The 23,553-nt window shown below is 40.4% G+C and carries 30 protein-coding genes; 21 read left to right on the plus strand and 9 right to left on the minus strand.

What is annotated here, in order from left to right; translation table 11 throughout:
- Window positions 1-26: 26 nt before the first annotated feature.
- Window positions 27-920 (minus strand): COX15/CtaA family protein, encoded by an 894-nt coding sequence (locus tag ATG70_RS04980; RefSeq protein WP_257147619.1) that lies wholly within the window; start codon window positions 918-920, stop codon window positions 27-29.
- 383 nt (window positions 921-1,303) lie between these two features.
- On the opposite strand from ATG70_RS04980, the gene cyoE reads away from it, so the two are divergent.
- The 5 genes from cyoE to ATG70_RS05005 all read left to right on the plus strand — a co-directional run bounded on the left by cyoE (window position 1,304) and on the right by ATG70_RS05005 (window position 6,208).
- The gene (gene cyoE, locus ATG70_RS04985) at window positions 1,304-2,245 is read left to right on the plus strand and encodes a heme o synthase (RefSeq protein ID WP_098443257.1); all 942 of its coding nucleotides are present in this window, start codon (window positions 1,304-1,306) and stop codon (window positions 2,243-2,245) included.
- Between the two features lie 109 nt (window positions 2,246-2,354).
- On the plus strand, window positions 2,355-3,380 hold the full coding sequence (gene coxB, locus ATG70_RS04990) for a cytochrome c oxidase subunit II (protein WP_098445723.1): 1,026 nt from the start codon (window positions 2,355-2,357) through the stop codon (window positions 3,378-3,380).
- Window positions 3,381-3,406: 26 nt separating this feature from the next.
- Window positions 3,407-5,245: a cytochrome c oxidase subunit I gene (gene ctaD / locus ATG70_RS04995; protein WP_098443258.1), complete on the plus strand. Its 1,839-nt coding sequence runs from the start codon at window positions 3,407-3,409 to the stop codon at window positions 5,243-5,245.
- On the plus strand, window positions 5,242-5,859 hold the full coding sequence (locus tag ATG70_RS05000; protein ID WP_098443259.1) for a cytochrome c oxidase subunit 3: 618 nt from the start codon (window positions 5,242-5,244) through the stop codon (window positions 5,857-5,859). The genes ctaD and ATG70_RS05000 overlap by 4 nt, the downstream gene beginning before the upstream one ends.
- 4 nt (window positions 5,860-5,863) lie before the next feature.
- Window positions 5,864-6,208, plus strand: a complete 345-nt coding sequence (locus tag ATG70_RS05005) for a cytochrome C oxidase subunit IV family protein (RefSeq protein WP_098443260.1) — start codon at window positions 5,864-5,866, stop codon at window positions 6,206-6,208.
- Between the two features lie 86 nt (window positions 6,209-6,294).
- Here the strand turns inward: ATG70_RS05005 and ytvI are convergent, their stop codons facing one another.
- The gene (gene ytvI, locus ATG70_RS05010; protein ID WP_098443261.1) at window positions 6,295-7,353 is read right to left on the minus strand and encodes a sporulation integral membrane protein YtvI; all 1,059 of its coding nucleotides are present in this window, start codon (window positions 7,351-7,353) and stop codon (window positions 6,295-6,297) included.
- A 153-nt stretch (window positions 7,354-7,506) separates the two neighbouring features.
- Here ytvI and ATG70_RS05015 point away from each other — a divergent pair, with 153 nt between their 5' ends.
- Window positions 7,507-7,872, plus strand: a complete 366-nt coding sequence (locus ATG70_RS05015; RefSeq protein WP_098443262.1) for an Asp23/Gls24 family envelope stress response protein — start codon at window positions 7,507-7,509, stop codon at window positions 7,870-7,872.
- Window positions 7,873-7,915: 43 nt separating this feature from the next.
- On the opposite strand, the gene safA is transcribed toward ATG70_RS05015, so the two are convergent.
- Complete coding sequence (safA, locus tag ATG70_RS05020; protein ID WP_098443263.1) at window positions 7,916-8,539, minus strand: SafA/ExsA family spore coat assembly protein; 624 nt, start codon at window positions 8,537-8,539, stop codon at window positions 7,916-7,918.
- A gap of 206 nt (window positions 8,540-8,745) precedes the next feature.
- Here safA and ATG70_RS22915 point away from each other — a divergent pair, with 206 nt between their 5' ends.
- Window positions 8,746-9,477: a YugN family protein gene (locus ATG70_RS22915; RefSeq protein ID WP_098443264.1), complete on the plus strand. Its 732-nt coding sequence runs from the start codon at window positions 8,746-8,748 to the stop codon at window positions 9,475-9,477.
- A gap of 159 nt (window positions 9,478-9,636) precedes the next feature.
- Window positions 9,637-10,716, plus strand: a complete 1,080-nt coding sequence (locus ATG70_RS05030) for a CAP domain-containing protein (protein ID WP_098443265.1) — start codon at window positions 9,637-9,639, stop codon at window positions 10,714-10,716.
- Here ATG70_RS05030 and ATG70_RS05035 read toward each other — a convergent pair.
- The gene (locus ATG70_RS05035) at window positions 10,703-11,197 is read right to left on the minus strand and encodes a PaaI family thioesterase (protein WP_098443266.1); all 495 of its coding nucleotides are present in this window, start codon (window positions 11,195-11,197) and stop codon (window positions 10,703-10,705) included. The two genes, ATG70_RS05030 and ATG70_RS05035, sit on opposite strands and share 14 nt — an antisense overlap.
- Before the next feature lie 147 nt (window positions 11,198-11,344).
- Between ATG70_RS05035 and ylbD the strand changes: the two genes are divergently transcribed.
- The 3 genes from ylbD to ATG70_RS05050 all read left to right on the plus strand — a co-directional run bounded on the left by ylbD (window position 11,345) and on the right by ATG70_RS05050 (window position 12,433).
- Window positions 11,345-11,731: a spore coat protein YlbD gene (gene ylbD / locus ATG70_RS05040; protein ID WP_179886188.1), complete on the plus strand. Its 387-nt coding sequence runs from the start codon at window positions 11,345-11,347 to the stop codon at window positions 11,729-11,731.
- Between the two features lie 11 nt (window positions 11,732-11,742).
- On the plus strand, window positions 11,743-11,976 hold the full coding sequence (locus ATG70_RS05045) for a YlbE-like family protein (RefSeq protein ID WP_098443268.1): 234 nt from the start codon (window positions 11,743-11,745) through the stop codon (window positions 11,974-11,976).
- 64 nt (window positions 11,977-12,040) lie between these two features.
- Window positions 12,041-12,433: a hypothetical protein gene (locus tag ATG70_RS05050; RefSeq protein WP_142329559.1), complete on the plus strand. Its 393-nt coding sequence runs from the start codon at window positions 12,041-12,043 to the stop codon at window positions 12,431-12,433.
- Between the two features lie 22 nt (window positions 12,434-12,455).
- Here ATG70_RS05050 and ATG70_RS05055 read toward each other — a convergent pair whose 3' ends face one another.
- Window positions 12,456-13,259, minus strand: coding sequence for an ATP-grasp domain-containing protein (locus ATG70_RS05055; protein WP_098443270.1), 804 nt, complete (start codon window positions 13,257-13,259; stop codon window positions 12,456-12,458).
- Window positions 13,260-13,427: 168 nt separating this feature from the next.
- Here ATG70_RS05055 and ATG70_RS05060 point away from each other — a divergent pair, with 168 nt between their 5' ends.
- On the plus strand, window positions 13,428-13,868 hold the full coding sequence (locus ATG70_RS05060; RefSeq protein WP_098443271.1) for a YlbF family regulator: 441 nt from the start codon (window positions 13,428-13,430) through the stop codon (window positions 13,866-13,868).
- A 22-nt stretch (window positions 13,869-13,890) separates the two neighbouring features.
- Here the strand turns inward: ATG70_RS05060 and ATG70_RS05065 are convergent, their stop codons facing one another.
- A complete protein-coding gene (locus ATG70_RS05065) occupies window positions 13,891-14,211 on the minus strand; it encodes a hypothetical protein (protein WP_098443272.1) in 321 nt (106 codons plus the stop codon).
- Between the two features lie 113 nt (window positions 14,212-14,324).
- On the opposite strand from ATG70_RS05065, the gene ATG70_RS05070 reads away from it, so the two are divergent.
- Together ATG70_RS05070 and ATG70_RS05075 are read left to right on the plus strand one after the other, a co-directional pair.
- Entirely contained in the window at window positions 14,325-14,600 is a 276-nt protein-coding gene (locus tag ATG70_RS05070) for a YlbG family protein (RefSeq protein WP_098443273.1), read from the plus strand.
- A gap of 115 nt (window positions 14,601-14,715) precedes the next feature.
- Window positions 14,716-15,945, plus strand: a complete 1,230-nt coding sequence (locus ATG70_RS05075; protein WP_098443274.1) for an MFS transporter — start codon at window positions 14,716-14,718, stop codon at window positions 15,943-15,945.
- A gap of 42 nt (window positions 15,946-15,987) precedes the next feature.
- Here ATG70_RS05075 and ATG70_RS05080 read toward each other — a convergent pair whose 3' ends face one another.
- The gene (locus ATG70_RS05080) at window positions 15,988-16,374 is read right to left on the minus strand and encodes a DUF7147 family protein (protein WP_098443275.1); all 387 of its coding nucleotides are present in this window, start codon (window positions 16,372-16,374) and stop codon (window positions 15,988-15,990) included.
- A gap of 112 nt (window positions 16,375-16,486) precedes the next feature.
- Between ATG70_RS05080 and ATG70_RS05085 the strand changes: the two genes are divergently transcribed.
- From ATG70_RS05085 to coaD, 3 genes are all read left to right on the plus strand, one after another.
- Window positions 16,487-16,801, plus strand: coding sequence for a hypothetical protein (locus ATG70_RS05085; protein ID WP_098443276.1), 315 nt, complete (start codon window positions 16,487-16,489; stop codon window positions 16,799-16,801).
- Between the two features lie 266 nt (window positions 16,802-17,067).
- A complete protein-coding gene (gene rsmD / locus ATG70_RS05090; RefSeq protein ID WP_257147625.1) occupies window positions 17,068-17,655 on the plus strand; it encodes a 16S rRNA (guanine(966)-N(2))-methyltransferase RsmD in 588 nt (195 codons plus the stop codon).
- A 2-nt stretch (window positions 17,656-17,657) separates the two neighbouring features.
- Entirely contained in the window at window positions 17,658-18,152 is a 495-nt protein-coding gene (gene coaD, locus ATG70_RS05095; RefSeq protein ID WP_098443278.1) for a pantetheine-phosphate adenylyltransferase, read from the plus strand.
- Between the two features lie 14 nt (window positions 18,153-18,166).
- Here coaD and ylbJ read toward each other — a convergent pair whose 3' ends face one another.
- The gene (gene ylbJ, locus ATG70_RS05100; RefSeq protein WP_179886189.1) at window positions 18,167-19,390 is read right to left on the minus strand and encodes a sporulation integral membrane protein YlbJ; all 1,224 of its coding nucleotides are present in this window, start codon (window positions 19,388-19,390) and stop codon (window positions 18,167-18,169) included.
- A 140-nt stretch (window positions 19,391-19,530) separates the two neighbouring features.
- Between ylbJ and ATG70_RS05105 the strand changes: the two genes are divergently transcribed.
- Together ATG70_RS05105 and ATG70_RS05110 are read left to right on the plus strand one after the other, a co-directional pair.
- A complete protein-coding gene (locus tag ATG70_RS05105; RefSeq protein ID WP_098443279.1) occupies window positions 19,531-20,319 on the plus strand; it encodes a patatin-like phospholipase family protein in 789 nt (262 codons plus the stop codon).
- Entirely contained in the window at window positions 20,316-21,344 is a 1,029-nt protein-coding gene (locus tag ATG70_RS05110; protein ID WP_098443280.1) for a SepM family pheromone-processing serine protease, read from the plus strand. The genes ATG70_RS05105 and ATG70_RS05110 overlap by 4 nt, the downstream gene beginning before the upstream one ends.
- A gap of 26 nt (window positions 21,345-21,370) precedes the next feature.
- On the opposite strand, the gene ATG70_RS05115 is transcribed toward ATG70_RS05110, so the two are convergent.
- On the minus strand, window positions 21,371-22,582 hold the full coding sequence (locus tag ATG70_RS05115) for a nucleotidyltransferase (protein WP_098443281.1): 1,212 nt from the start codon (window positions 22,580-22,582) through the stop codon (window positions 21,371-21,373).
- 186 nt (window positions 22,583-22,768) lie between these two features.
- On the opposite strand from ATG70_RS05115, the gene ATG70_RS05120 reads away from it, so the two are divergent.
- Window positions 22,769-23,305 (plus strand): YceD family protein, encoded by a 537-nt coding sequence (locus tag ATG70_RS05120; RefSeq protein WP_098443282.1) that lies wholly within the window; start codon window positions 22,769-22,771, stop codon window positions 23,303-23,305.
- A gap of 46 nt (window positions 23,306-23,351) precedes the next feature.
- A complete protein-coding gene (gene rpmF, locus ATG70_RS05125) occupies window positions 23,352-23,525 on the plus strand; it encodes a 50S ribosomal protein L32 (RefSeq protein WP_098443283.1) in 174 nt (57 codons plus the stop codon).
- Window positions 23,526-23,553 lie beyond the last annotated feature (28 nt).

Consider the following 23,553-nt stretch of genomic DNA (forward strand, 5'->3'; position numbering starts at 1 on the left):
AAGCTGCGCATTTTGCGCAGCTTTTTTCATTGCCTGCCACTTCGTAGGGAAAGCATGACAAGGTAGAGTAGAACGGTAAATAGTCCAGATATAAAAAGTCCATGGAAGAGGGCAAGAAATAAATTTAGATTTGAAACGACAACAAGCATACCACTCAATGCCTGTAAACTTACAAACACAAATGAAACAATAAGACCTGTTCGCATCGTTCCTTTAGATTTAAACTCTTTCAAACCAATAATTAAAATATAAAGCAGCCAAATAAAAATGAATATTGCTGCCGTTCGGTGTAACATTTGAATTCCCTGCGGTCCAGTTACCGCAAAGAGTTGACCATCGCTACAAAACGGGACATTCTCGCATGCCATGCTCGCCCCTGTATGGCGTACTAGTGCACCTGTATAAACCACAATGTAGGAATATATGGTGATCGCGTACAAATGAATGCGAATACGCTTAGGGACATGAGGCGTTTTTTGATTACCCGAAGCTTCAAATACGAGAATGGTTAAAAGAACGACACTTGCAAAACTAGCTAGCGAAAAACCAAAGTGTGAAGCAAGGATAATATCTGACTGCCCCCAAACAACAGCAGCAGCGCCAAGCAATCCTTGGAAGACTATTAAGAATACGGAAGCAATCGCTAGAAATTTCGTTTCGCGAAGATGTCCTATTTTTCTCCATGTCCATATCGCAAGAATAATAACGAGGAGTCCTAAAGCTGCTGAAACGATTCTGTGACTGACTTCAATAATCGTTTCAATTTCAGGTGCCTCAGGTAGAACCTTTCCATAGCAGAGCGGCCAGGAGTTACCACAGCCGTCACCTGATCCCGTTTTTGTTACGACAGCCCCCATTAATAGAACTAGTAACATTCCAAACGAAGTTAAAATCCCGAATAATTTCAACAATTTATTCACAAATAACACCTTCTTATCTAATTGAGTGTAAATCATAGTACAATGAATGTGTGAAGAGGCAAAACCAACATTGTGCGTATGAAAGGATAGACCATTATGAAACGACGTATACAAAACAATTAGATTCGTTTATAATGGATAAGGATTGCGGATACTGCTTCCTTTCACAAAACCAACATTATCTTACCATAGCTGTTAGCAAGATATAATAGTAAGATGTGAAGATTGATTTACATTTTGCTTAGCAGAATGGAAGAAACCTGGAGGGGTAATCGTGATAGCAAATAATAAACAGGGCTTACACAGTCTTCTTATAAGATTGTCTAACATGAATGATCGAAAGGCTGATTTACTTCAGTCGATTGAAAAAGGAGGTGTGTAGATTGAGTAAAGCTAGAACTGCATATGAAGCTTCGAACCGCGTTATGGAACCAGGTCCTTTATCAGAGGCCAATCCGTCTGGTACTTGGAAGGATTTCTTAACACTTACGAAATTAGGAATTGTGTTTGATAATTTAATTACCGCATTCACTGGACTATGGGTTGCCTCAGTTGCTGCAGGATTTGATCTATTCGCTAATCCAATGGTGCTTATTCTTACAATGTTGGGAACAGCTTTTGTTGTTGCCGGGGGAACATCGTTGAATAATTACATTGACCGTGATATTGATCAGGTGATGGCGAGAACAAACACACGTCCATCTGTAACCGGTAAAATTCCAGCAAACCAGGTATTATTTGTAGGTCTCGGGCTATCAATAGCTGGAACGATCATGTTGCTAATCGTTGAACCGATGGCGGCGTTGCTAGGTCTATTAGGGCTTGTGATCTACGTTGTGCTCTACACAATGTGGACAAAACGGACAACTTCATTAAATACGGTGGTAGGCTCGTTTTCTGGTGCGCTTCCGCCACTTATTGGCTGGGCGGCAATCGACCCAAACTTAAGTCCAGTCGCTTGGGGAATGTTCTTGATTATGTTTATCTGGCAGCCGCCTCACTTCCTCGCACTAGCGATGAAACGGGTTGATGATTATCGAGATGCTGGAATTCCAATGTTGCCAGTTGTGGCAGGATTTCCAATGACCAAGCGCCAAATTGTATTATATACAGCTGCACTTGTGCCAGTTTCCCTATTGCTTTACAGCTTTGGGCCAGTATATATTACAGTGGCAGCCATTCTTGGTTTCGGCTGGCTCGCAATTGGCATAGCAGGATTTTTTATGAAGGATGATATAAAATGGGCGCGAATAATGTTTGTATACTCGCTTAACTATATTACAATCCTATTCATTGTTATGATTGCTGTAAATATTAATCCTTAAGAGTATGAATGAAAGTATGGTCAGACATGGTGGGTAGGGATGCCCACCTTGTCTTCCTATAACTCAATTTTGAGTAAAAGCTATTATGAAAGTGAGGTTTAAGGTGCAAATGAAACGTTGGAGAAATGTTTGGCGTTTTTTACCACTGCTATCGGTAATTGCGTTAGCGCTTACGGGTTGCGGGAACGAACAGCTAACAGCTATGCTTCCTAAGGGAGAAGGGGCTGAAATGCAATTTAATCTCATGATGTTAAGCCTTTACATCATGATCGGGGTTTTTGTTGTAGTAGCACTCATTTATACAGTTGTGCTTGTTCGTTTCAGACGACGTGGTGAAAGCGACAATGAAATTCCAGAGCAAACGGAAGGTAACGTAGTTCTTGAGATTCTATGGACAGTCGTTCCGATTATTCTTCTTTTGATCCTTGCCGTACCGACAGTTATGACGACGTTTGCATTGGACGAAGGAACTGAAAAAGTGCCTGAAGGTGCAACCGTTATCAAGGTAACAGCACACCAATACTGGTGGGAATTTGAATATCCGGATCTTGAAGTGAAAACGTCTCAAGATTTGTACATCCCAACTGGTGAAAGAGTTTATTTTGAACTCGTTTCCAAGGATGTGATCCATTCATTTTGGGTACCTACTCTAGGTGGGAAAATGGATACGAACACAGCTACAACGAATAAAATGTGGCTGAATGCTCAGGAACCTGGTACATATTATGGTAAGTGTGCTGAGCTATGTGGACCATCACATGCATTGATGGACTTTAAAGTAATTGCTCAAGAAAAAGAAGACTTTGAAGCCTGGGCAGAAAAAATGAAAGAAGCCGGTTCACAGGCTGCTTCTGATCAAGCAGCTCAAGGGGAAGAAATTTTCGCAAACAGCTGTATTGGCTGTCACGCTGTAGGTAGTGATGGCGGTAACACAGGTCCAAACTTAACAAACTTTGGAGATCGTGAGAAAGTCGCTGGAATTCTTGATCATACAGATCAGAACATCAAAGACTGGATCAGTAATCCTTCAGAATTCAAGCCAGGTAATAATATGCCTGCTTTTGGCGATCAGCTAAATGATGAAGAGCTTGATGCCTTAGTTGTTTACTTGCAAGGACTAAAAGTTGAAGAATAGTCATCGGAAATAAGGAGGTTTCATTCGTGTCAGCACATGCTTATAAAAAGAAAAATCCTGTATGGGATTGGCTTACTACCGTTGACCATAAGAAGATCGGGATACTCTATCTCGCTTCCGGTGCTTTCTTCTTTCTACTCGGTGGTTTAGAAGCAATCTTACTGCGGGTGCAGTTGCTTTATCCAGAATTTGATTTTGTCGGAGCTGAAACTTTTAATCAGCTACTTACAATGCACGGTACTACAATGATTTTCCTGGCAGCCATGCCACTAGTATTTGGGTTTATGAACGCCATTGTTCCACTCCAAATTGGGGCGAGAGACGTTGCGTTTCCATTCGTAAACTCACTTGGCTTCTGGTTGTTCTCACTTGGTGGAGTGTTATTAAACCTTGGTTGGTTCATGGGCGGTGCTCCCGATGCAGGTTGGACCGGATATGCGCCTCTATCGACCACAAGTCCAGGGAACGGGGTTGACTTTTACGTTCTTGGACTTCAGATTTCAGGTATCGGAACGTTAATCGGGGGAATTAACTTCCTGGTCACCATTATTAACATGCGAGCTCCAGGTATGACATTTATGCGTATGCCTTTGTTCACTTGGTCTAGTTTTATTACATCGGGTCTTATTCTTTTTGCTTTCCCTGCACTTACAATTGGTCTTGCACTACTTATGTTTGATCGTTTGTTTGGTTCTCAGTTCTTTGCAGCTGAAGCAGGCGGAAATCCGATTATTTACGAACATCTTTTCTGGATCTTTGGGCACCCGGAAGTTTACATCCTTGTTCTACCAGCTTTCGGTATATTCTCTGAGATCATTGCAACATTTGCGAGAAAGCGTCTGTTTGGTTACTCAGCGATGGTCTTCGCAACAGCTCTTATTGGTTTCTTAGGCTTTATGGTTTGGGTTCACCATATGTTTACAGTTGGACTTGGTCCAATTGCAAACTCTATTTTTGCGGTTGCTACAATGTTAATTGCGGTTCCAACAGGTGTTAAAATCTTTAACTGGCTTTTCACAATGTGGGGAGGAAAAGTAAGTTTCCCAACCGCCAATTTATTCGCAGTTGGTTTTATTCCTTCTTTCGTACTTGGTGGTATGACAGGGGTAATGTTAAGTGTGCCACCTGCTGACTATCAATACCATGATAGTTACTTCGTAGTTGCTCACTTCCACTACGTTATCGTTGGTGGGGTAGTATTTGGTCTCTTTGCTGGTATGTACTACTGGTGGCCGAAAATTTTCGGTACATTATTAAATGAATTTCTAGGAAAGCTTCACTTCTGGCTATTCTTTATTGGCTTCCATCTAACATTCTTCCCGATGCATTTCCTAGGTCTTATGGGAATGCCACGTCGAGTGTATACGTACCTTTCTGGTCAGAGCCTAGATGAGGCCAACTTTGCAGCAACGATCGGTGCTTTTTTGATGGGCCTTGCAACGATCATCATGCTTTGGAACATTATTCAAACATCAATTAAAGGCAAGAAAGCTGGGAATGATCCATGGGATGCTCGTACGCTTGAGTGGGCGATTGCATCACCAGCTCCAGAATACAACTTTGCTCAAACTCCACTCGTTCGTGGTCTTGATGCATGGTGGTTAGAAAAACGTGCTGGTAATAAGGCAATGATTGCAGCGGAGCCGCTCGATGATATTCATATGCCGGACTCCTCAATTCTTCCACTGGTTCTTTCTACTGGGTTGTTTATTGCAGCTCTTGCAGCAATGTACTCGAATTGGGTGATTGCGATTGGTGGTCTTGTGATCACGGCAGTAGCGATGATTCTTCGCTCTGTCATTGATTATCACGGCTATCATATCCATAAGGAAGATCTGCCTGATGAAGGGAGGGAAGGCAAATGAAATCGAACGAAGCAATGACTAAGTTGCCTGCCAATCCAGAACGGGCTACGCTAGATGGTAAAAATAAATTTCTTGGTTTCTGGTTCTTCCTCGGAGGCGAAACCGTGCTTTTCGCCTCGCTTTTTGGGGTATACTTAGGATTAAGGAATGCAACAAACGGTGGCGTCACATCGAATGAGCTGTTTGAACTTCCACTCGTTTTTATTGCGACAATGCTTTTGTTATCAAGTAGTTTAACCTCGGTGTTTGCTACGATGGCACTCAAAACAAATCATTTTAAGCGTATGATTGGCTGGTTTGTGGTGACTGGACTTCTAGGCCTTGCTTTCCTAGGTCTTGAGATTTATGAGTTTAATCACTATGTCCATGAATACGGTCATACGATTCAAAGTAGTGCATGGGGGTCTGCTTTCTACACGTTAGTAGGTACTCACGGAGCTCACGTATTTGTGGGGATTTCCTGGATTACGATTCTTATTATTCGTAATCTAAGAAGAGGGATGGACCTGTATACGGCGCCGAAATTTTATCTCTTTGCTCTTTACTGGCACTTTATTGACGTTGTATGGATTTTTATCTTTACAGTCGTTTACCTAATGGGAAAGGTGGGTTAATTTAATGGCACATCATGAAGGTCATGATACACTGTCAGAGCACGATCAAAGTCATCTCGACATTCATCACAAGATTGCTCATGAAAAGGAATTTAAGCAACAGATTGTTTCTTTTGCCATGATGATTTTCCTAACGATGATTGCTTTCGTAGCTGTAGCTAGCGATGCGATCTCTGATGCTTTTACCGTTATTTTCATCATGATTCTTGCAGGTATTCAGCTGGTATTTCAACTTTATATGTTTATGCATTTAAGCCATAAAGGTCATCAGTATCCAGCATGGGGAATATTCTTCGGAGTATTCGTAGCTGGTACGTGTGTAGTTGGACTAATGGGCATGATCTGGTAATCAGAATGAAAGAGAGAAGAAGCTGTTCACATTGAACAGCTTCTTTTTTGTGCATAATAAAAAGCGCAGCAGAGTGCGCTTTATTATTAAAGTTTAAAATTAAATTTAATTAGTCCAGCTTCTCTTGCTGAATTGAATGCGATTAGAAGAATTGGTCCGATAATGAAGCCCATAATGCCAAGTAGCTTTAAGCCGATGTACATCGAAATGAGCGTAGACAGTGGAGAGAGTCCAATATGACGGCCCATTACTTTAGGTTCTACTGTTCGTCGAATAACAAGCAAAACGACGGCGAGGATCGCCATTTGACTTCCCGTTGCAATGTCCCCTGTAATCAAGTAATAAATGGCCCACGGCCCAAGAATAACAATCGAACCAATAATTGGAATGAAATCGATCACCCATATAATGAATGCCATCAAAAGCGCCACTTTTGGTGTAATCAGTAAAAGTCCAATTAAACTAACGACAAAAATGATGATGCTGACAAGAAATTGCGCTTTAAAAAACCCAAAAATAACGTAAGATAAACGACTCGTCATAAATTGAACTTTCTCAGCCGTTTGGACAGATAAATAAGAATAAGATTTTTTCTTAAGTCTTGGTAAGTCCATTAAAAACAAGAAAAGTGCAATTAAATAGACAACAATACTGACTAAATAATTTGGAATGCCTGTAACAATGATGGTAATGATTTTTAAGTAATCAATGCTGCTGATTGTATCCTTCGTGTTTTCAAGGAATCGATCAACTTGATTGGTAAATTCCTGAACAAATTCAGGGGGGAAACTTTTTGAAACAGCTTCCATGTTTGATTCCATGTTATCCCACAGCTGAGTAATGTTTTGTATGTACAGTGGGGAATTTTCGACTAACGCTATTCCTTCGGTAATCACTTTGGTTATAAGGAAGTAACCTAATAACGCAATGAGGATTACAAATAAAGTGAACACAATAATAACTGGAAAATACCGCTTCAGTTTCGTATTCTTTTGAATCAGTTTAACAGCTGGATCAAGGGCAAGGGCGCTGAGAAACGCGAGAATAAGAGGAATGGAGACGGGTAAGATCCAGAAAGCAAGCACTGCTAAAAGCGCAATGACCAATAATATTAGTAAGAATCGTTTTGTGAGGAACTTTGGCAATCTTGTTCTCCTTTCTAAGTCAAACCATCTTACTCTATTATAGTACGGACTTACACGGTTTACCAGTAGAGAGAAATGAATTATTTGACGAATAATTCATTTTCAGCCGTTCATATAATAGTAGGAGAGAAGGGCTAGAGGGGGGAAAACATCATGAGAAAACCACTTCAACAAGGAAGCCTGACCATCTCAGAAAACGTGATCGATTTTATTTTAGAAGTTGCAATAAAAGAGACAGAGGGGATCCACTCGATTGAAGCGCCAGTTAAAAAAACGCTGAGAAAGATGGTTGGGAAAGGAAAGCGATCATCTTTCCAGTATGAAAACATGCAGGAAGATGGGGGATTAGCGTTAAAGGTAGAGGTAGCTATTGATTTTGGAGAAGTTATTCCATATACATGCTTCGTTCTCCAGGAACGAATTAAAAATGATGTTGAAAAAATGACTGGGTTACAGGTAGATGAAGTGAACGTTGTTGTTGCAAGTTTACACCTAGAAGTGGATGATGAGCAGGTTTAAAGAAAACTCCCTCCTTAGCAATGGAGGGAGTTTCTTAGTATGCTTATTTTGAAATGAACATTTGCGTCCAGTAGTGGCCATATGAACCGCCAGAGATGTAACCTACACCAATTTCAGTATAACCGGGGTTCAAGATGTTTTTTCGGTGACCTTCACTATTCATCCATGCCTTCACAACTTCTTCAGGAGTAGCTTGCCCGGCAGCGATGTTTTCACCAGCGCTTCTATAGGACACTCCAAAATTTTTAAGCATGGTAAATGGAGAGCCGTAAGTTGGAGATTGATGAGAGAAATAATTTTTATTTCTCATATCAGCAGACTTATATCTCGCAACTCTGGCAACTTGCCAATTCCATGTTAACGGAGATAGGCCATTTTTTGCCCGTTCTTCATTTGTTAAGTCCATAACTTGTTGACCGACATCTTTTGATTTTTCGATGGATGGATTAGCGGTTGGTACGTTGACTTGATTACCAGGGTAAATAAGATCTGGATTTTCAAAATGCGGATTGGCGCTAATAATTTCTGTAAGACCGATTCGGTAGCGCTTCGAGATTTTCCATAACGTATCTCCAGGTTTCACCGTATATGTAGATTGACCAAGTGCCACATCTGGAAGGGCTACCATCGTTACGAGAAGACATGATAGCAGTAATAGCTTTTTCATATGATCATCCCCTTTCCATCGTAGTTTGACCAGAAGCGAAAATAATCATTCCGAATAATTTAATCATTTATTTCATTTTAGTTTGGACAGGATAATAGTAGGCGTATTAAAGGTTATTCAACCAAGTAAACATTGCAACTACACTGCTCGTTATACTATTATTAAAGAGTGACCGTGTTGTGAATTACAAAGGAGGCAAATGAATTATGAAATTTGATAAGACTGGTCTTGAATCTACGATCGTTCAATTTCCGATTCTCGATCACATCATGCATGAAAACGGTTTAGTTCTTGCTGGGCAATGGGATTATGAACGCGTTACATATGATTATAAGTTTGAGGATATGACAAACGGTGATGTTTACTATCTTCGAGTACCTGGCGTTGCAGTCGAAGGTATGGTTGAATCCTCTTATGCTGTCATTAAATTAGGCAAGCCTTATGTTGGAAAGCATTACTACCCACATGGCGTGGAGTATGATGAAGAGTTCCCAGAAACAATTCTTAACACATGCTATAAGAAACTCGAAATTCTTCGTGATCAATTAGGTTCAGCTCTTCAAAAAAGTATGGTTTCAGTAGGGGATTTAGCCCAATATGTTACGCCAACTAAACCATCTGATAGCGTTGCTGAAGCAGCTGCTATTATGAAGAAGGAAAACGTGACGATCGTGCCAGTGTGTGATGGAGAAAACTTGGTAGGTATTGTAACGGATCGTGCAATTGCGGTTGGTGGATTTGCCGATAATCAAGCGGGAATGACGAAAGTGGAAGAGCTTTTAGAAAAGCCATCAATGACACTTTCTCCGGATATGAAACCTGAGCAAGCAGCAGACTTAATGAATGAATCGCGCTTAACAGAAGTCATTGTCGTAGACGGAGAGCGTTTTGTAGGAATCGTTTCTTATTTCCATTTAAAAGAAAAAATGAACGCATAAAAAAAGAAGAGCCTGGTGCTCTTCTTTTTTTGTCATGATTAAGAGAAACGAACGATCGCCTTTAAGTATGAGTGTAGTCAGGGGAGTACCAGTCTAATCGTTGCAGTTTCTATAATGGATAAGGCATAATAGATACAACGAAATGGAGGCGACTGTACTATGAAAAATGTCCTTCGGTTCGCTTTGCTAATTGTTGTGATCGTTATTGGAATGGACGTTTACGACAAAATCGAGTGGCGTAACATCGGCACAGAAGTTGAACGAATCATTAACGAAGAGAAATTCGTGTTGGAAAACACGACAGAAGGTGTGAAGCAGGAAGAGTCTATAGCGAAAGATGAACCACTACCTGAGCTAACAGGCGTAGAAAAATGGGTAGGCCAAGAAGTTGATACAATGAAATCGAATCTAGGTGAACCTGATCGGATTGACCCTAGTTCTTACGGATATGACTGGTGGATCTATGAACAGTCTAACTCAGCTTATTTACAAATTGGTGTAGAGGAAAATCGAGTTGTCACGGTCTTTTTTATGGGAGATGTGGATGCTGGAGATAGATACCCAATGGGAGAACAAGCTTCTACTATTTTCGAGGACGAAGCACCTCAAAAGGAGCTTTCTGTGAAATTTGATGCTTATGACTATCGTTTTCAATTAACAAAAGAAGAACAGCAGCTAAAACCGTTAGTGGCCATTCACGAAGGATTATTTGCCCAATATTATTTTGATAAATTTAATGGGAGCTTGCGGGCGGTTAGAATTGCAGAGCCTAGTGTTCTCGTTAAACAAAGACCATATGCCGTTTCTTATCGCGGTGGATTGCTAGAGCCCGAAGAGTTATCAGAAGAAGAATGGCAGGGCGTCCAGGCGGCGATGGAAAAGCAAATACATGCAATGACAAATGTCCTTCGTAACCTTTCAGATAAAAAACCACTAGGTTATAACGATGAAGTTGCCGATGTGGCGTTTGGTCACAGCAAAGATATGGAAGAGAATAATTATTTTTCACATACTTCTCCATCTGAAGGAGAGCTTTCCGATCGTTTAAAGGAAGGAGACGTTCTTTATAGTTATGCAGGAGAAAACATCGCAGCCAGATATCCTGATGCAGGAGCTGCGATGATTGGTTGGTTGAACAGTAAAGGACATCGTGAAGCGCTTCTTAATGAAGAATTTACTGAAATTGGTGTTGGGGTTTTCCGCTACTATTATACTCAGAATTTTATTAAACCTTTCTAGGAATAACGATAAAATTACCGGTGGCAGTGGCAACGATCGTACCATCATCGCGATAGACGTTCGCTTTTATGACCCATCTCGTACGGCTTTTAAAAACGATATGTGAGCGGCATCTTAATTCATTGCCATCGCCTTTAGATAGGAAGTGGATGTTCATCTCAGATGTTACTGCTGCCTGATCAGAAGGAAGAGATTGGTGAACAAGGGAGCCCATCGCAATATCAATTAAGGATGCCGTGATGCCTCCATGAACCATTTGAAGAGGATTATGCACAAGGTCTCGAACGGGTATGATGCTTTCGTATGTATTTTCATCGAGAAGCTTGCTCTTAATTCCCATTAACCCAGCTAAATACGTCTTATACTCATTTCTTTGTTTCTTTAGCACGCCTTCTAATAATGAATAGAGAGAGCTTTTTTCATTTTCATCTGCCTCAGCTAGGATTTCTGAAAAAAATTGAAGTAGTTGCTGGTCTTCCATATAAGTACCATTCCTTTTGACAAGTTATTGTTTCTATTAGTTTATCAATAATGGTCGTATTCACCAATAAATAGGCGCACAATTGTTAAAAGTCTAATTATGATGTAGTAAGACCATTTAGGTTTCATGGAAGTGGAGGTGGCGAATTTGCCTGAAGCAAAGGAAAAGGGAAGTCAAAAAGTTCAGGAATTTAAAACGTTCGTCAAAGCTCATCCTCATGTACTAAAAAAAGTGAAGCAGAAGGAAAAAACGCTTCAAGAGTTGTTTGAGGAGTGGATGCTTTTTGGTGAAGAGGATCCAAGTTGGTATGAAGAAAATCAAGAAGAAGATCGAGAAGCAACTAATGAAAAAGGGATAGGTAGCATGCTTGGTGCGATTAAACAAATGAATTTTGAAGAGGTTCAAAAAGGGATTGAGCAATTCAGCGGTGCCGTATATTCAATTCAAGAGGTTTTGTCCCAATTTCGCTCTAAACCAAAGGCACAGCCTCCTTACTCCCAATCCCATTCTCCTTTCCCGTTTCGACATGACTAGGAGGAGATGCAATGCGTGAGGAAGTACAGGAGTTTTTAGCCAATCGTCAGGATCTTGTTTTTTTTCTAAGGAATCAGCCTGTTTGGTATCGCCGATTAAGTAGAGAACCATATGCGTTGAAAGAGTTTGAAGAAGCATCAAAAACGTTCTACGGTCAGACGTTTCCGCAAAAAGTTGACCGTTTCCAGAACCAATTAAATATGGTGAATATGATGCTTGCTTTAATGACCCAATTAAAAAATTAGGGTCTTTTTTTTATTATTCTTTTCAGTCGTGGGCACACTTAGGAAAGAAGGGGTGTGGATGCATATGTTTGTTAAGCGTTTAGGAAGGCATCTGATGGTCATTGCTTTAATGATTAGCTGTTGTGTACCAGTTGTTGGGTTCAGTCAAGCACTGCAAGAAAATGTCTCAGCTAAAGAGAACACAGAGCCAGTTATATTAAATCATCGGGTGAAAGGCTCTGACGTTTTTATTGAGTGTTTGATTCCAAATTTTTCATTTGACGATGGAAATACGACAAAAGAGTATCATGGATACTTAGATGTCTATCTGGATGGTGAAAAGCATCAAACAGTTGACCGAGCTGCGTTTGTCGTACGAAACTTACCTGAAGGAAAGCATTCGATTCGTCTTGATATTATGCGTAAAGACGGTGGGCGGTATTTATCGTTAAAAGAAATGAAAGTGGAAATAAAATAAGCCTCTAATAGGAGGCTTACGGTTAAGATATTTGCTTAAATGGCGTTGTTGGCGGGACGATAGGTGGAAACTGCTCTTGTAAATAGTTGAAAATCAATTTCTCAACTTCAATTCCCTGATGGACAAGTGCTTGATTACCAAATAAACAGTTGAATTCCAAAAAGTAATACTTTCCATTAGAACAAACAACATCAAAACCGGCATGATTAATCCCAAGCGCTTTTGCGGTCTGATCAACTAACTGGAGCGCTTCTTCAGGAATATCATGGAAAGAAAGTTTGCCGCCTTGTGCGACGTTATTTAGAAATGATTCTCCTCCAACACGCCAATAGGCTGAGACAACAGAATTGCCAACATAAACCACGCGAAGATCTTTCTCAATTGGCAAATATTCTTGCACATAGAGAACCTCATTGCGCTCTGCATAAGCATGGAACTCTTCCTCTGTGCGAATCAAAAAGACACCATTTCCCATTGAGCTTCTAACTTCTTTTGCTACAAAAGGGAAAGGGAACGTATTTAGAATGCGATCAATTGACTCATTAGAACGTCCTGCAATTTCGGTATAAGGCATAAGATCTGGCGAAAGGGACCAAAAAGCTCTTGTCATTTCGACTTTATCGAAGCCAAGTTGAATCGATTGGATCGAAGGGAAAATCTTTTTATTTAATCCATAAACAAGAGAATTCACCTGCCACTTTTCTGGAAATAGCAGCACATCTGCTTCTCTAATTGCATGAATATCTTTAAACATATGATCGGGTTTAAGATAAGATACGCCTGATATACCAAGAGTTCGAAACGGATTGAACGTAATAAGTTTCACAGTTTTCTTTGTCTTCCTTTCTTAGATGAAAACACATAAATCTAGAAAATTATAGATCCGATTACATAAAAAGTCAATAACCAAATCGTGGATATTCACTTAACTACTATAGTAGAGGACTGGTCAGGGGGTTCCTAAAAGTGGTAAGATAAGGGTGGAGGTGTAGGTATGATTGCTACTCTAGATAGTGTTATGATTTTAGATCAGGCTGAAGAGCTTGGATTTTTGATAAAAGATTCAGAAGTAGCTCATGAATATCATGAGGCTAGGAAGCAGTTATCCAAAGATCGGGAGGCGCAGCGTTTAATTAAACGCTTCACGGAAATGAAAGAACTTTATGATGAGGTTCAGCGTTTCGGGCGTTATCATCCTGACTTTATGACGATTACTGTAAAAGTACGTGAAGCGAAGCGAGATATGGACCTTCACGAAGCAGTAGCGGCATTTAAGAAAGCGGAGACAGAACTTGAAGGTCTTCTTGTAGAGGTTTGTTCTCTATTAGCTGGTGAAGTTTCTCCTTCTATTAAAGTTCCTTCCGGAAATCCTTTCTTTGATAACCAATCGTGTGGTGGAGGCTGCGGCTCAGGCGGCAGCTGCGGTTGTGGATAACCAGAGCATTTGCTCTGGTTTTTCAATTTCGAAACCGAATGCAGTCGGGACAAAGGTTCCCGCAACAAAACATCTTTTCTTGGGGTACTAAAAATCGCACGCGATAAACAAGCAGCTGCTCTTCTTCACGAACGAAGGAATATTCCATCCTTAATTGCTTTCCTCGCATGCTTTTAGCAGCTTCCAATTTAATTAACATCTCAATCTCAGCTTTTCGAATATTCGAATTTACTGTAAGATAGAGAAAGGGAATGCCGGTTATTGTTTGTTTTGAAACGGTGTTCACATAAGTTGATTCGGCCAGTCGATTTAGAAATGGATTCCATATCTCATTAAGATTCATTTTAGAGCATCCTTTCTTAAAGACGGTCTCCTAATATCGTAACTGAATCATCATCAAATGACCACTCCGTTTTAAGAGGGGAGTGGAGTTCATAAGTAAAGGGGAAACGCGTCATGTTTGTAGAACGGGTTGGCCTAGCAGTCTATATTCAGTCACTAAAGCATGCCAAACAGCTAAGAAGGTTTGGAAATGTTCACTACGTTTCCTCAAAACAAAAATATGTCGTGATTTATATTAATCTCGATCAATTGGAAACAACGAAAGAGCGCCTGAACTCTCTTCACTTTGTTAAGAGAGTGGAGCCATCAAAGCGTCCAGAGGTGCAAACTGAATATCAAAACGCTAAGCCTGATAAAGCAAAACAATATGATTACAAAATGGGTCTCTAAAAAGCTAATCCTTTTAGGAGGCTTTTTTTATGTCCTTTTTTAAAAAACCAGTCCTAAACGGTTGATTATTTCGGCAACCGAAGTATATAATGGTCGAATTAAAGGAAGTGACATGGTGGAGAATTGGAAACGAAATGTATGGATTTTGTTTGGTAGTCAATTTTTAGTCCTAGGTGCCATGACGATGATCATGCCATTTCTCCCTTTATACGTGCAAGAACTCGGTGTAGAAGGGGAAAGTCAAATTAGCCTCTGGTCAGGCGTCATTTTCGGAGCGAATTTTTTAACAGCATTTTTATTTTCACCATTCTGGGGACGTATGGCAGATCGACATGGACGAAAGCTAATGCTTCTTCGTTCTGGCTTCGGTATGGCAATCGTTATTATTTTAACCGGATTTGCCACAGGTCCCTGGTCTTTACTTGGTTTACGTTTGCTTAATGGGGTTGTTTCAGGATTTATCCCTGCTGCAATTGCACTTGTTGCAACGAATACACCAAAAGAGCACGTTGGGTACGCCCTCGGTACGCTAAATTCAGGAGCGGTTGCAGGTGCCATTTGTGGTCCTTTATTTGGAGGATTAATGGCAGAAACGTTTGGCTTTCGAATGATATTTAATATTACTGGTATTGTTATTTTACTTGCAGCATTTGTTGTATTATTTCTAGTGAAAGAAGAGAAAAAACCAGAACCCTCAGCCAAAAATGAGAAAAGCAACGCGATAAAAGATTTCAAAAAAGTAACGGTGCATTCTCCGATGCTATCTTTAATGCTTGTAGGTTTTCTTGTACAGTTTGCGCTTCTTGGTATGAATCCACTCATTCCTCTTTTTGTACAGCAGCTTACAGCAGGCGGAAATGTGGCTTTATTTGCAGGTATAGCCGCTTCTGTCATGGGAGTAGCCAATATGATAGCTTCACCTAAACTTGGAAAAGTTGGAGATCGTAAAGGCTCTCACCACGTTCTCTATTACTCGTTAATAGGGGCTGCGGTCTTTTCTATCCCTCAGGCGTTTGTTCAAGAACTTTGGCAATTAATTGCTCTCCGCTTTTTATTAGGGTTATGTATTGGAGGATTGCTTCCTTCAGTCAATTCGTTAGTTAAAACGTTATCGCCTGCTGGCATGGAAAGTAGAACGTATAGCTTCTCGAATAGCGCGGTATATTTAGGAAACTTACTTGGACCTATAACGGGGGGAGCCATTGTCGCGTTGGTTGGGACAAGAGGTCTGTTTTTATTTGCAGGGATCATATTGTTGATCAGCGTAGCGTATGTAAAAAGAAAAGTTCTCCCAATCCTTGATCGGAAACGCACAGTTTATGAAGCAAAAGAAATTCCATCATAAAAGCAGGAGCCATTGGCTCCTGCTTTTGTTTATTCTATGAAATTACTGAAGCGGAGGAATTAAGTTATTTAAGCGAAGTATCCCAACAATGTAGTTGAAATAAAGATCTACTTCGTTAAATTCACTTGAAGGCTTCACTTCAATAGGGATGATTGGCGTCTCGATCTCATTGCTTAATGCTTCAAATAGTTCTTGGCGCTGTACAGAAGGCTCTTTTGCAGGAATCCCTTCTCTAGATATGTAAAGAGGCTGTAGGTTTCCTTCTCCAGCGGGTTTTAAGACGACTACTGGTGATAAAACCTCCCTGTTATTCTTAATGGTTTTAAGTACGAGTAAACGGTGAACGCGATGTGAATTCGTTCTTGCAAGTTCAACTAATTCATATATATCAGAATAGCCTTCACCAAGCTCGATAAAGCGTTGAATCATGTTGTCACTCTCCTTTCCTTTAAATCAGAAATCCAATCATAATGTAGCATGAATTCTTTATGATGGAAAGGATGAAGCGTTTGCATTAGAATGAAAGAAAGGAGGTTCTTCTATGGGCTCGATTCTGCTCCTGGTTGGTTTAGTAGGTGGGTTGCTTTATCTATACTGGAAAGGAAGACATGCTAAAGAGGAAACCGTCGATAAAAAGTTGATTCAGGGATTGATTATCACAGACATTCTTGCTGCACTTGTGTTGCATGGTGTCATAACAGCAGCGGAGGCTGAAATGCTTTCAGAGCAATCTCTATCAGAGGTAGAAGATTATTTGTTTAATCATACGAGTATTACAGAAGGATCATTTAGCGACTGGGTTCATCACGGTTGGCATGGTGTGCAGTTTGATGCACTCGACATTGATTCTGGCTAAAGTAAGAAACCTCTTTTGTTCCGTATCGATAAAAAAACCCGCAGGATTTCCTGCGGGTGCCTTAAGCTGTGAAGCTAAGGCAAATGGGAGAGGAGAAACCGGAGGAAGAACTTATGGGGAAACGTAAGTCTTCTTCCGCGGTTGGCAACATCGTTATGAACGATGCTACTACGTTTAGTATCACCATCCCAAAAACGTTTATACATGGATTTTAGCTTTCCCTTTTTTTGTGGTAGGATAAGTAGGAATATGGAAACGATAAGGTTGTGAGAGAGATGCGTATAATTGCAGGAGAATGTAAAGGAAGGCAAATTAAGCCTGTCCCTGGAACTTCTACAAGACCAACAACAGATAAAGTAAGAGAATCAATTTATAATATCATTGGCCCATTTTTTGAAGGTGGTTTCGCTCTTGATTTGTATGGAGGTAGTGGAGCACTAGGCATTGAAGCTTTAAGTCGTGGTATTGAAAAATGTGTTTTTGTGGATCGCGAAAGTAAAGCGATTGAAACAATCAAATCGAATTTGGAGCAAACGAATTTTACGGAATCCGCGGAAGTTTTTCGGAATGATTCAAAGCGTGCGCTAAAAGCTCTTCAAAAACGAGAGGTTAAATTTTCACTTGTTTTATTAGACCCTCCATATCATAAAGAGCAAATCTTGCACGACCTTGAAAAGCTTACGGCTTATCATTTGTTACACGATCAAGCAACGATTGTCGTTGAGCACAAAAAAGAAGTGACGCTTCCAGAATCCTATGCGGGATTGCGAATGATTCGTGAAGAAACGTATAGCGGGAAAACAACGATATCCATTTATACATATGAACAGTTGGGTGTTGAGGAGGAGAAATAGTCATGGCAAAAATTGCAGTATGCCCGGGTAGTTTTGATCCAGTGACTTTTGGTCACCTGGATATTATTAAACGAGGTGCAAGAGTGTTTGATGATATTAAAGTTGTTGTGCTTAATAATCAGAGTAAATCCACGTTATTCTCTGTAGAAGAGCGTGTAGCTTTGTTAAAAGAAGCAACGAAAGACATTCCGAACGTTACCGTTGATTCTCATCACGGTCTTTTAATTGAGTATGCTAAAAAAGTTGAGGCGTCAACGATCTTACGCGGATTGCGTGCGGTATCTGATTTTGAATATGAAATGAAAATTGCTTCAATTAACCGAAAACTAGAAGATGAAATTGAAACTTTTTTTATGATGACCAACAATCAATACTCCTTTTTAAGTTCAAGTATTGTAAAAGAAATTGCGAAATACCATGCACCTGTCTCAGATCTAGTACCTGAGATCGTTGAAAGTGCTCTCAGACAAAAGTATGCAGAATCCCCGTTAAGTTAACGGGGGTCTTTTTTCTACTTAAATATCCGTTGATTCCCAGCACGGTAAGTAACAAGGATGATAAATGTAAGTAATGAAAAAAGGGTGATCCAGGGTCCTGTTTGCGTAAGAAAAGAATAGACGCTTTCAATAAAAGACGGTGCATCTTCTCGATTTAAAACAGGAAGAGAGCCATTACCTGAAGATAAATAATCCAAATAAATAGGTTTCCAAATGACAAGTGTAAGAAAAGCTGCGAAAAAGCCATGAAGTAATCTCGCGAAAAAAAATGGCTTGAACCGAATGTCGGTATCTGCCAAAATACTTGCTACCTGTGCCTGAACGGAAAATCCATTAAAAGCCAGAATGAAGCTTGTGACGATCGCTTGAGCAAGAAGTGTTGTAGAGCTTTCACTTGCTAGTCTGCTTCCTAACGTAATTTCAAACATTCCAGAAAGTAATGGGATATCGAGCTCAGGTGATAGCTGTAACAGTAGCAGGATGGACCGAATTACTCCTGCAAGTATTGCGGCGATTCCAATCACACCGAGTAGCTCATTTAAAACAGAAAACAGAATGATGAAGCCACCAACCATTAATAGTGTTTTAATCGAAGAATGAACAGCATCGCCCATCATTTTTCCGAATGGCCGTGTATCTATAAGCCGTGTTTGATGGAGAGCGGTAAAAGCAAGTCCGAGTCGCGACTCAGAAGAGCGAATCATTTCAGTAGGATGAGCGTCTTCAGGATGATGAAAACGCATCACGAACCCAACTAGAATATTACCTGTGTAGTGGGCGATCGCTAAAATAACGCCAAGTGCGGGATTATGGAAAAAACCAACGGCAACAGCGGCGAAAATAAAAAGCGGGTTTGAGCAGTTCGTAAACGAAACAAGGCGTTCTCCTTCAATGGCAGTGATGTCATTATTTTGACGAAGATGAGCGGTATACTTCGCCCCTGCAGGGAAGCCTGACGCGATGCCCATTGCAAATACAAAAGCACCTGAACCCGGTACACGAAAAAGGGGTCTCATCAAAGGTTCTAGTAAAATGCCAATAAATCGAACAACGCCGATGCCGATTAGGAGTTCAGAGATAATAAAAAAGGGTAATAAAGATGGGAAGACTATATTCCACCACATGGATAAACCGCTTTTGGATGCCTCTAGTGTATGATCAGGAAATAAAATAACGGCGAGAGCAACGAACGTCACGGACGTTGCAAGCATTATAGTTTTCATTACTTGAACGTTCACAGTTTCATTCCTCCCACTTCTCAAATCATGAGCAGTTAACGAAAAAAGATTCTCTAACCTGTCCGATTATTAAAATATACGTATGTGAGGCACAATTAGACCATATGATTAAGCAGGTATAGACAGGGAGGCGTTCTCAGGTGAACCGTCCAAAAATCGGATTAGCTCTCGGTTCTGGTGGAGCAAGAGGATTCGCTCATTTAGGTGTGCTTAAAGTATTACTTCAAGAAAAAATCCCGATTGATTGCATTGCCGGAAGTAGCATGGGATCACTCGTCGGTGCGATTTATGGATCTGGACATGATGTCGAAACGATGGAGAAAATGGCATCGCTTTTTCGTAGAAAGTATTATTTAGACTTTACCGTCCCTAAGATGGGGTTTATTGCAGGGAATAAAGTGAGAAGTTTAATTGAAACGTTGACTCATGGAAAACAGTTAGAAGACATGGATCCTCCGCTTGCGATTGTGGCAACAGACATTATTAAAGGAGAAAAGGTTGTTTTTCGAACCGGGTCTGTAGCGCAAGCGGTAAGAGCTAGTATTGCGATACCTGGGATATTAGTTCCAGAAAAGATTGGAGAACGCCTTTTAGTAGATGGAGGTGTAATTGATCGGGTCCCAGTTTCTGTTGCAAGAGAAATGGGCGCAGATCTTGTCATTGCTGTTGACGTATCCAACGTAAAGAAAGAACCTGATGTGACATCTATTATAGACGTCATTATGCAAAGTATTGATATTATGCAGAATGAAATGGTGAGGCTGCATGAAATTAATGCAGATGTCATGATAAAACCAGGGTTGGAATCTTTTCAATCAAGAGCTTTTACAAACGTAGTGGATATCATTAAAATCGGAGAGGAAGAAGCCTATCGCCACCTTGAACAAATTCATCGGGCGGTGAAGGTGTGGAAGGAGAAAAACAAATGAATCGAAGCACCAAGAAATTCACCTATGTATGGGCAATTATTATTGTATTGGTGGCGGCCTTTACATTTATTGACCTCCCCTATTATGTGACAACACCGGGAGAAGCGAGAGTATTAGATGAAGTAATCAACGTTGAGGGTGGTTCACAAGATGGTGGAGAATTTATGCTGACGACTGTGCGAGTGGGAGAAGCAAACGTTATCCAATATATCTGGGCCCAATTTAACGAATATCATGAGTTAATTGAAGAAGATTTGATTAAACGTGAAGGCGAGTCGGATGAAGAATACCATCAAAGACAGCTAGATGTTATGGCAAACTCACAAACGAGTGCGACAATTGTAGCATACCAGGCAGCGAATAAGGACATTACCATTACAAAAAATGGTGTTCTCGTAACCGGAATCATTGAAGGAATGCCGGCAGATGGGAAGTTAGAACTAGGAGATTTAATTGTCGAGGTTGATGGAGAGAAAGTGGAAGAAACCGAACAGCTTCTTGAGCAACTTGGCTCTTATGAAAAGTCAGACACGGTTAACCTAACCATTAAAAGAGAAGATAAGGAAATGAAGGTGGAGCTTGGTTTTGCAGAATTCCCTGAAGCTTATAATGCCGAAGACGGTAAAGTAGGCGTTGGGATTACAGGTCCTGTAACAGCAACGACAATCGAAACAGATCCTTCTATCAAAATCAATACGGACGAAATTGGTGGACCATCAGCAGGGTTAATGTTTTCACTTGAAATTTATAACCAATTAACAGAAGAGGATTGGACAAAAGGGTATGAAATTGCTGGAACAGGTACAATCAACGATGAAGGTGAAGTTGGACCGATCGGTGGAATAAAACAGAAGATCGTGGCTGCTGATGGATCAGGGGCAGAAATTTTCTTTGCACCGGTTGCTCACTCCAATTATGATGATGCCTTAGAAGCAGGAAAAGATATTGATACCGATATGAAGATTGTTCCTGTGGAAACATTTCAAGATGCTCGTGAGTACTTAAAACAATTGAAAGAAAAGTAAAAGCCCGGCTTACTGCCAGGCTTTGTTTAGATCATTAAAGGGACAGATTTATATTCTTTTTTAAGAAAGTCTTCTTGATGCTGACCATTGTAGCCGAGTGCATAAACAAGGCTTGCTCGTCTTTCAATTGTGAGAAATGGGTGGTCTGATTGATTGATATTGGAAACGAGGGGAATAGAAAGTGCCCCTTTTTTCTCACTAAGAAACGTTCGACCTGATTTTGTCATCCCAAGAATACGGATATATGGTGCTTCCCCATCAAGTGCTGGCTTCATGTCCTCCTTAGTCGTTTGCGTGAGGACGTGAATAGCGAACCGTTGAATTCTTGTCCACGTGTATCGTTTGGTTTTGACAAACTCCATAAATGATTGAAAACTTGGGGCTTTCTTCGCCATTGTAATAAGACGGTTCTCAAGCCCTTCCTCTGCTTCATAGATGAAAGAAAGATCCTTATTGTTCGTCGTAAGTAGTTTATAACGCAACAGGTGATAAAGCTTGTGCCACCCGTGGAAGTCGCTATATGTATGCTCATAGTCGAGGAGCTTCTGGTAAGTTGGATGTGGCACGTAATTGATGATGTGATCAAGGGTACTACCTTTTAATAGCTTGCTTCGAATACTTGTTGCGCTTGCAATTTCCACATCGTCAAAGTCTTGATCATGGTAACCTGCTTTTGTTCGTAAAATTGTAAAGGGCTCTAGATGAGAATTAAGATCTTGAATCGCTTTAACATAGTGGTAACCCAGTATGTTATTTGGTTGAGAGAGATCAAGCACGTTTCTGTGTCCATCAAGACTCTCAAAAGCAAGCGATGACGCTTTTGGATAGCTATTTCCCTGGCCCATGTAATATTTAATTCGTTCGTTATATTCTGGTTCATTGTGATGGATAAATGTTGTTGTCTTTTGGAACTCTTCTATTGAACCTGATTCACTCCCAAAACAGACGGAATCCACTCCGAGCGAAGATAGGAGTGAAATTGCTCCTTTTGCAAAGATTTCCGCTTTTTGGGTAGCATAAACGTAGGGGAGTTCAATCACAAGATCAACGCCATTTCTTAGAGCCATCTCTGTCCGTGTCCATTTATCAACGAGGGCTGGCTCTCCCCTTTGTAGAAATGAACCGCTCATAACGGCAATCACCACATCAGCATTAGTCGTTTTTTTCGTTTCTTCTAGATGATAAAGATGCCCGTTATGAAAAGGATTGTACTCCACAACAACTCCAGCAGCTTTCATACAGTCGCTCCTCTCGATCCAAATCTAATTGGACGTCCATTTTTATTAGTTGAATTAAAGGTTTTTTCTCTGGTATGATAAACATTATACCAAGATTACCAATGAAACAACTGGTGTAAAGAAAAAATATTGACATTTGCTTAATTTGTAGCTATAATACTTTTGTTGCCTTGAGGTGATACACAGATGAAATGGTCAATTGAACAATTGAAGTCCTATAAATTAAAAGGCCTTACAATTGACGAAGAAGTGAATGTAGAGGAACTGAAGGAACGTAATCCAGATATACGTGAGATTACGCCAGTTCATGTTACTGGTGAAACATCGTTTCATGGTAATAAGGTTACCTTTCATCTTACAGTGAAAGGCAAAATGGTTCTACCATGTGCCAATACACTTGAAGATGTTAATTTTCCGTTCGTACTTCGCCCAATGGAGACATTTGTGCTTGAAGCAAACACAAATGGCGTTGATTTTGAGGTGGAAGATGAAGAAATTCATCAAGTTTCGGGAAATACGGTTGACTTAGTTCCGTATATTAAGGAAAATATACTTTTGGAGATTCCGATTCGCGTTGTGAAATATAGCTCTGAATCGGAAGAAATGCCAAAAAAATCGGGTAATGGTTGGGAAGTAATTACGAAGGAACAACCGAAAGAAAAGGTTGATCCTCGTATGGCCGGTTTAGCTGATTTTTTCAATAAGGAAAATGAAGATAACTAGATCAAAATTTCCGTAAGACTGTTAACTTTTTAAGGAGGTGGAAACAATGGCAGTACCAGCTAGAAGAACTTCTAAAACGCGTAAAAACAAGCGTCGTACTCATTATAAATTAGAAGTACCAGGAATGGTAAAGTGCCCTAATTGCGGCGAATACAAACTTTCTCACCGTGTATGTAAAGAGTGTGGAAATTACAAAGGTGAAAACGTAGTAAGCAAGTAATCTTGCGAAACAGAGAGAGAAATCTCTC

Source organism: Bacillus sp. es.036 (assembly GCF_002563635.1).
In the GTDB taxonomy this organism is placed as follows: domain Bacteria; phylum Bacillota; class Bacilli; order Bacillales; family Guptibacillaceae; genus Guptibacillus.